This is a genomic window from Vibrio ordalii ATCC 33509 (genome assembly GCA_000257205.1).
GTDB lineage: Bacteria > Pseudomonadota > Gammaproteobacteria > Enterobacterales > Vibrionaceae > Vibrio > Vibrio ordalii.
In genome coordinates, this window is the sequence record AEZC01000236.1 from 1 (window position 1) to 4,995 (window position 4,995).

Sequence of the window (4,995 nt, forward strand, 5' to 3'; positions counted from 1 at the left end):
TTTTTTCTCTTGAGTATTCATCCTTTTAACGCTGAATTTGATGTAATGCATAACGCCCGGCTAAGGGGTTGACAACGCACCACCGAACTCAAAAAAAACACCGTAAACTCTGAACTTCAATTTTGCACTAAAGCCGCCACGCGTTGACAATCCCTCTTGAGCCGTTTGTTATATTTTCATTCTCTACGCTAACATGACCGACTGTTTAGGATTGCCGACAAACCATTAACAAACTGATATTTCTTGCTTTTCCAAAACTGTAGCAGCTTCCGCACGCTCAATGATTTTTAACAATACAGATTGAATCGCTTCGTCTTCGCGGACATCTTTGTCACTTGTAAAACGTTGTATTTGGGGATCGGCATTTTCTTCAGGTAAAAAGGTGATAACGACTTCGGTCGCTAAGTCCGTCGTTTTACCGAAATACTCTAATGATATTTGCGGATAACCTTTGAAACCTCTTTGTACTCGTTTCAATATGCGTTTTTTCGCTTTATCCACGTTCATCATGAATCCTTTTGGTTGCTGAACTTAAAAAAATATAACGCCCTGTTAAGGTGTGAGCAACGCAATACCGATGCTTCCGCAAACCACCTTAAACACTAAACGCAACGCATAGTAAAAATGCCAAGCGTTGCGAATCACTCTTAAACAGATTAGCTTAAATCGTCTATACTTTACAAAATGTCTAGGGGTAACAAGATGAAGCTTACAAAACTTATTTACACTAGCTCGATGTCAGATAAATGCAATTTAGATGAAATCGATAACATCCTTGCTGAAGCTATTGTAAGGAACGCTAGCAAAAATATCACAGGGGTTCTCTATTACTCAAATCATTACTTCTTTCAATGCCTTGAAGGCGAAAATAAGGATATTGAAGAAGTATTTACTCTGATAGAAAAAGATAAACGCCATACAAATATAATGGTCGTAGAGAAAGCACCTATTGCAACCAGACAGTTCGGCGAATGGGCTATGGCCTACATTTTACAATCTCCGCTACTAGTACCAATGCATCAAAGACTCATGGACTCGGACGAGTTCGATCCCAGATTAATCACTCCCACGAATGCCCACTTACTCCTCGAAGAACTAAAAAATTATCTTCCAAAGGCATATTTAGCAACTTTGCAATAGTTAAGCTAACGCCCGGCTAAGGGGTTGACAACGCACCGCCGGACTTAAAAAACACACTTAAACACTGAACTGCAATTTTGCACTAAAGCCGCCACGCGTTGGCAATCCCTCTTGAGCCGTTTGTATGTGTTTGAATACGTTGATACTTCAATAAGATTCCCATCAGGGTCTCTGAAATAGAATGATGTGATTGCACCTTGCGCGCCTGTACGTTTTACAGGCCCTTCCATGATAACCACACCTTGATTTTCCACATGCTCCATTGCGTCAGACAGATCTATGTCGGTAATAAAGCACAAATCTGCGCTCCCAGTTCTGACATTTTTGGCCTTAGGCTCAAACTCATTGCCGAGTTGATGAAGATTGATTTTCTGGTGGCCAAACTCTAGAGCAATCCGACCAGCTCCAAAACTTACGGCTTTCATACCCAACACTTTTTCATAGAACTTCGTTGTTGTTGGAATGTCTGCAACAGTCAGAACTAAATGATCGAGGTGGCTAATTTTCATCAGAAACTCCATTTTCTAGGAAAACACATAACGCCCGGCTAAGGGGTTGACAACGCACCGCCGAACTTAAAAAACACACTGTAAACACTGAACTTCAATTTTGCACTAAAACCGCCACGCGTTGGCAATCACTCTTGAGCCGTTTGTATGTTGTCCTTGCTCGATTCTAGTGCTAACATTTGTACACACGCAAACTTAGGGAGCTACTCATGGACACTAGAATTCAATTTCGTGTTGATGACGAAATTAAACGTTTAGCCCAACAGATGGCTGAGAGCCAAGGCCGCACACTCAGCGAGGGATGCTTGCCGTGAACTTACTGAACAAATGGCTGAGCAACAAAGAAAAACATTATCTCATGACGCTTGGTTAACTGAACAAATAAACCTAGCATTTGAGAAGTTTGACTCAGGAAAATCTTCATTTGTTGAACATAATTCAGCTAAAGCACGAATGGCTGAACGAAAGGCCAAAATTCGTAATCGAGGCCAGCAATGATTTTATGGGAAGAAGAATCGCTAAATGATCGTGAGAAGATCTTTGAGTTTCTTTATGACTTTAACCCTGATGCGGCTGAAAAAACTGATGACATTATTGAGGCTAAAGTAGAAAACTTACTCGAACAACCATTGATGGGTGTTCAACGGGATGGAATTCGAGGACGATTACTCATTATTCCCGAAATCTCAATGATCGTTTCGTATTGGGTAGAAGGTTCAATTATTCGCATAATGCGAGTTCTACACCAGAAGCAGAAATTCCCTACCGATTGACTGTAGTCGGTGGGCAACTAACGCCCGGTTAAGGGGCAACCAACGCTACTACCAACTTTCCGCATAACACCGTAACCATAAAAACCAACGCATAATAAAAATGCCACGCGTTGGTTGTCCCTCTTGAACCGTTTGTTATGTAACTATCTAACGTCAATAGAGATTTCTACAGTATTAGCACTTTCGTAGCCTATTGATTAAAAAGCTGTTCTACCGTTTTCATTGGTAAGAACATACGAATACGCCCATTATGTTCGCACAACACTTCAAAACCGAACTTCGTATAGAACGCTTGAGCGGAGTCTGTCAGACAGTCCACAACAATTGCGTATACCCTCATGTGATGATTCACTTCCCACAAGTACTTCAGTGCACGAATTAGACTAATTTTTCCGAGCCCTGAGCCATGAAACTCTTTGTGCACAGCTAATTGAGCCAAAAGAAAAACAGGGATTGGATACCTAGGAAGTTTCTTTGCTAGTTGTGCCGGCAATGTTTCTCGACTGATTGAACTCGGTGCAACACTATAAAATGCACAAATAGCGAATTTTTGATTTAACAATGGTTGAGCACTAGGTAAAACCATTGTTCGGCTAATACCTGCTTGCATGTGCTTTGCAGCTTGAGTTTTGATAAATGTGTTTAGCTCTTGCTCACCACAGTCAAATGAGTCGCGATCATGCTTTGATTTACTAAGTTCTACAAACTCTTTACCCCAACTCACTTGATACCACTCTTATCTGTAAATTTAACCGCTTCAAGCAAAGCTTTATTCGGTGTTTTTACTTTATTACACGCAGCCATAAACTCGTCAAAAACACTGTCTTTAACCACAATACTTTCGTGCTCCTCAATAACATGAGTCGCATCTTCGTCCATAAGTCTCACTACATATTCAGTGAGACTTTTTAAACCAAGTAAAGCCGATGCTTTTTCGGCTTTTGCCTTGATCTCTTCATCAAGGCGGATATCTAAACGTGCCGTTGCCATAACCCCTCCTGCGTACGGATGCATTCCGTAACCTGAGAGATTATAGTCCAAACTTAAAGCACATTCAATTCGTACGGAAAGTTACGGGACCAGGGAGAATATAACGCCCGGCTAAGGGGTTGACAACGCACCGCCGAACTTAAAAAACACACTTAAACACTGAACTGCAATTTTGCACTAAAGTCGCCACGCGTTGGCAATCCCTCTTGAGCAGTTTGTTATGCAAATTCAATGAGATAAACTGAATTTACACGACCAAAAGCCACAATTGCAATGGCTGAGTGATTCAAGAACCAACCCAAGTAGGAGCCGAGATAAATAAGCCGCCAAAACAAAGTCCACCTTTCAACAACAAACCAAGCTTTTGAATGAGACAAACTCAACAAGCAAGACTTTCAGCAAATGCGAAATGCTCGATAAACTTGCCCTTTCCACACTTTGCGCACGCTGAATTGACAACAAACCAGCACCAAAACTCATTGAGTCAAACAAAGAATCTTACCTGTTTTACGGCTTGAGTTAACCACGAATTTTAGGGTAAAAAAGCTCATTTGCCGACAACACAAAACGAATGGCCGGAGAAATCCAAAAGATTGAAACCCTAAATTTACCTGAGTTGCATAACGCCCGGCTAAGGGGTTGACAACGCACCACCGAACTCAAAAAACACACTTAAACACTGAACTGCAATTTTACACTAAAGTCGCCAAGCGTTGGCAATCCCTCTTGAGCCGTTTGTTATGCAAATTCAATGAGATAAACCAACTTTAACGCCCAAAAGCCACAATTGTAATGGTTGAGTGATTCAAGAGCCAACCCAAGCAAGAACTGTGATAAATAAGCCGCCAAAACAAAGTCCACCTTTCAGCAACAAACCAAGCTTTTGAATGAGACAAACCCTACAAGCAAGACTTTCAGCAAATGCGAAATACTCGATAAACTTGCCCTTTCCACACTTTGCGCACGCAAAATTCACAACGCACCGGCGCTAAAACTGATTGAGGCAAACAAAGAACCTTGCCTGTTTTACGGTTTAAGTTAACCACGAATTTGAGGGCAAAAAAGCTCATTTGCCGACAATACCAAACGAATGGCCGGAGAAATCCTAAAAGATTGAAACCCTAAAATTACCTGAGTTGCATAACGCCCGCTTAAGGGGCAGACAACGCTACTACCAGCTTTCCGCATAACACCATAATCACGAAACCCAACGCATGATAAAAATACCACGCGTTGGCTGTCCCTCTTGAAGCGTTTGTATGCAACTTACGTTAATCTTTCTTATACATAGCAGTTACCGTTCCATTGAATTGATTCTTTGCTATTTCATAATCAGGATTAAATGTCGCTAGATTATGTATACCAACACCAATTGCAGTGAACAAACCTGTAACTTGAGTAATACCAGTAGGTATGGCCATAGCCCCCATTGCTGCACTACGGTACTCTGTATAAACTCGACAGCTCAAACCAAGCTTTTCAATTTCACCCTCTAGTTTGTTAACTACAAACGATATATCTCGAACAGCCACAACTTGAAATGACTTTTCGTTTTAATTAACTCTTGCAGTCCCCCTCTGGCA

General features: G+C 41.4%; 7 protein-coding genes and 1 pseudogene. 3 read left to right on the plus strand and 5 right to left on the minus strand.

The window, feature by feature from the left end; translation table 11 throughout:
• Positions 1-225: 225 nt before the first annotated feature.
• Positions 226-507 carry a hypothetical protein gene (locus VOR_RS0115790; RefSeq protein ID WP_010320660.1) on the minus strand — a complete coding sequence of 94 codons (282 nt, stop codon included), beginning with the start codon at positions 505-507 and terminating at the stop codon, positions 226-228.
• A 195-nt stretch (positions 508-702) separates the two neighbouring features.
• Here VOR_RS0115790 and VOR_RS0115795 point away from each other — a divergent pair, with 195 nt between their 5' ends.
• Complete coding sequence (locus VOR_RS0115795) at positions 703-1,140, plus strand: BLUF domain-containing protein (protein WP_010320661.1); 438 nt, start codon at positions 703-705, stop codon at positions 1,138-1,140.
• A gap of 44 nt (positions 1,141-1,184) precedes the next feature.
• Here VOR_RS0115795 and VOR_RS17455 read toward each other — a convergent pair whose 3' ends face one another.
• Complete coding sequence (locus tag VOR_RS17455) at positions 1,185-1,649, minus strand: VOC family protein (protein WP_010320662.1); 465 nt, start codon at positions 1,647-1,649, stop codon at positions 1,185-1,187.
• A 209-nt stretch (positions 1,650-1,858) separates the two neighbouring features.
• Between VOR_RS17455 and VOR_RS18065 the strand changes: the two are divergent.
• Together VOR_RS18065 and VOR_RS0115810 are read left to right on the plus strand one after the other, a co-directional pair.
• Positions 1,859-2,147, plus strand: a pseudogene (locus VOR_RS18065) (type II toxin-antitoxin system TacA family antitoxin).
• Positions 2,144-2,422 carry a type II toxin-antitoxin system RelE/ParE family toxin gene (locus VOR_RS0115810; protein ID WP_010320663.1) on the plus strand — a complete coding sequence of 93 codons (279 nt, stop codon included), beginning with the start codon at positions 2,144-2,146 and terminating at the stop codon, positions 2,420-2,422. Before VOR_RS18065 ends, VOR_RS0115810 begins: the two are co-directional and overlap by 4 nt.
• 190 nt (positions 2,423-2,612) lie before the next feature.
• On the opposite strand, the gene VOR_RS0115815 is transcribed toward VOR_RS0115810, so the two are convergent.
• The 3 genes from VOR_RS0115815 to VOR_RS17465 all read right to left on the minus strand — a co-directional run bounded on the left by VOR_RS0115815 (position 2,613) and on the right by VOR_RS17465 (position 4,944).
• Positions 2,613-3,146: a GNAT family N-acetyltransferase gene (locus VOR_RS0115815; protein WP_010320665.1), complete on the minus strand. Its 534-nt coding sequence runs from the start codon at positions 3,144-3,146 to the stop codon at positions 2,613-2,615.
• Positions 3,143-3,412, minus strand: a complete 270-nt coding sequence (locus VOR_RS0115820; protein ID WP_010320666.1) for a type II toxin-antitoxin system TacA family antitoxin — start codon at positions 3,410-3,412, stop codon at positions 3,143-3,145. Before VOR_RS0115820 ends, VOR_RS0115815 begins: the two co-directional genes overlap by 4 nt.
• Before the next feature lie 1,271 nt (positions 3,413-4,683).
• Positions 4,684-4,944, minus strand: coding sequence for a hypothetical protein (locus tag VOR_RS17465; RefSeq protein WP_010320667.1), 261 nt, complete (start codon positions 4,942-4,944; stop codon positions 4,684-4,686).
• Positions 4,945-4,995 lie beyond the last annotated feature (51 nt).